1 protein-coding gene is annotated in these 2,581 nt (G+C 45.1%); it reads right to left on the bottom strand.

The genetic code is table 11. The annotated features are described in order from the left end of the window. Positions 1-279: 279 nt before the first annotated feature. Positions 280-2,391, bottom strand: a complete 2,112-nt coding sequence (uvrB, locus tag B3R91_RS01985) for an excinuclease ABC subunit UvrB (protein ID WP_286796242.1) — start codon at positions 2,389-2,391, stop codon at positions 280-282. Positions 2,392-2,581: the final 190 nt, after the last annotated feature.

Genomic DNA, 2,581 nt, shown 5'->3' with positions numbered 1-2,581 from the left:
CTTATCCCGAACTGGGGTTAATTTATGACTGTTGTTATTGATAATATTATGCATGATAGGTAATCCGCCTACGTCGTCCGTGAGTGATATAGCGCATGCCGCTGCGTCATATCATCTTAAGTGGCGTTTATCATAATTACAAGTTATCTAATAGCAAATTATTAGTTATTAATGCATACAAGGACAAGCTTTTTTGAGTCTCATTGTTAAATAAAAAAAGGTGAGCTGCAGCCTATGCAACTCACCTTTCTACGTCTACATTCAGTCGGAATTAAACCATTAAATCAAATGCGCTTTTAATTCCAATACTTTATCACGCGTTTTTGCCGCTTCTTCAAACTTCAAATCTCGTGACATTTGCTGCATTTGTTTCTCAAGGCGTTTGATTTCTTTGGCCAGTAAATCAGGACTGCGCAAAATGCTGATATCGACATCAGGCAGATTGCTTTTTACAGGGATTACTTGATTGTCATTGGCATCAAGGTTTTCACCCGTATCAATTTTATCGGTAATACTACGGCGCGCACCTTTTGGCGTAATATTGTGCTCAAGGTTAAAGGCGACTTGTTTTTCGCGGCGACGGTCAGTCTCCTCTATCGCTTTTTCCATACTCGGCGTAATGCGGTCGGCGTACAAAATCGCTTTACCGTTTAAGTGACGGGCAGCACGGCCAATAGTCTGAATCAGCGAGCGCTCAGAACGCAAAAAGCCCTCTTTATCAGCATCAAATATCGCTACCAATGACACCTCTGGCATATCAAGCCCTTCACGCAACAGGTTAATACCGACCAACACATCATGAACGCCTGTCCGCAGCTCATGAATGATCTGCATGCGCTCAACCGTATCGATATCTGAATGCAGATAAGCGACTTTGACATCGTATTCTTTAAGATAACTGGTCAAATCTTCTGCCATTCGCTTGGTTAACGTGGTGATAAGCACGCGCTCGTCAAGCTCACGGCGTTTGGTAATCTCCGATAACACATCATCAACCTGCGTCAATACCGGACGAATCTCAATCTCAGGGTCAATCAAGCCGGTTGGACGCACAACTTGCTCGACCACCTGCTCGCTATGCTCAAGCTCATACTGTGCTGGCGTTGCGCTAACATAAATGGTCTTTGGCTTGATACGCTCCCACTCTTCAAACTTCATCGGGCGATTATTCATGGCACTTGGCAGACGAAAACCATAATTAACGAGGTTTTCTTTACGCGACCTATCGCCTTTATACATCGCCCCAATTTGCGAAACCGTCACGTGCGATTCATCGATAAACAGCAGCGCATCTTCTGGAATATAATCAAACAGTGTCGGCGGCGCTTCCCCTGACGGACGACCAGACAGATGCTGCGAGTAGTTTTCGATACCGTTACAGTAGCCAAGCTGCTGAATCATTTCAAGGTCATACTGGGTACGCTCTTTTAGACGCTGCGCTTCGACCAATTTGTTATTGTCGCGAAAATACTCTAAGCGCGGCTCAAGCTCGGCGCGAATGGTATGACTTGCCGCTTCCAATTTATTGCGCGGCGTTACATAGTGCGATTTTGGATAAATGGTGATACGCGGCACACTTCGGACGGTTTTGCCGGTTAACGGGTCAAACCAAGTGATTTTCTCCACTTCATCATCAAACAGATGCACGCGCACTGCTAGCTGCTCAGACTCCGCAGGATAAATGTCTAATAGCTCACCGCGCAAGCGATAGGTACCACGGCCAAAATCTAACTCATTACGGTTATATTGCATTTCAACCAAACGCTTAATGGTCGCCGTCCGATCGATTTTGTCACCGACGACGACATGCAAAAGCATTTTTAGATAGCTTTCTGGATCGCCCAAACCATAAATACAGGAGACCGAAGCCACGATAATCGCATCACGGCGCTCAAGCAGCGCCCGCGTCGCTGATAGGCGCATTTGGTCAATATGGTCGTTGATGGCACTGTCTTTTTCGATAAAGGTGTCGCTGGCAGCAACATAGGCTTCCGGCTGATAATAGTCGTAATAACTGACAAAATACTCAACCGCATTATTTGGAAAGAACGCTTTAAATTCGCCATAGAGCTGGGCGGCAAGGGTTTTATTGTGCGCCATAATAATGGTTGGACGTTGGCATTCAGCGATAACCTTTGCCATGGTATAAGTCTTACCAGAACCGGTCACACCGAGTAACAGCTGCTCATCCATCCCAGCATTGATACCATTAACAAGCTTGGCAATCGCTTGCGGTTGATCGCCTGCCGGCTCAAAGTCGGTGACCATCTCAAAGGCGCGGCTTGATATTTGCGTACCAGACGCATTGACACCACTGATTTCAGCTTCGCCTTGCAGCTGAGTGGCCAATTGATTTAACTGACGCGACGAGCGCGGTTCAGGCATTCGCATAATGGCTTTCTTCCTGACATTTATAAAAGGTTATAAGAGTTTAAACTTATAACAATATGGGGTCTAAATTCCAGTTTTTAAAGGATAATCGTGAGTTTCATTTCCTATTTACACATACAATTAACAGCTAAAATTTGCGCTACATTAATGGTAAATTTAAAATGAATAGGTAACCCTCCCAAACTTAAGA

This window comes from Psychrobacter sp. UBA6291, assembly GCF_002439405.1.
Lineage (GTDB): Bacteria > Pseudomonadota > Gammaproteobacteria > Pseudomonadales > Moraxellaceae > Psychrobacter > Psychrobacter faecalis.
This window is presented reverse-complemented; position numbering and strand designations above follow the sequence as displayed.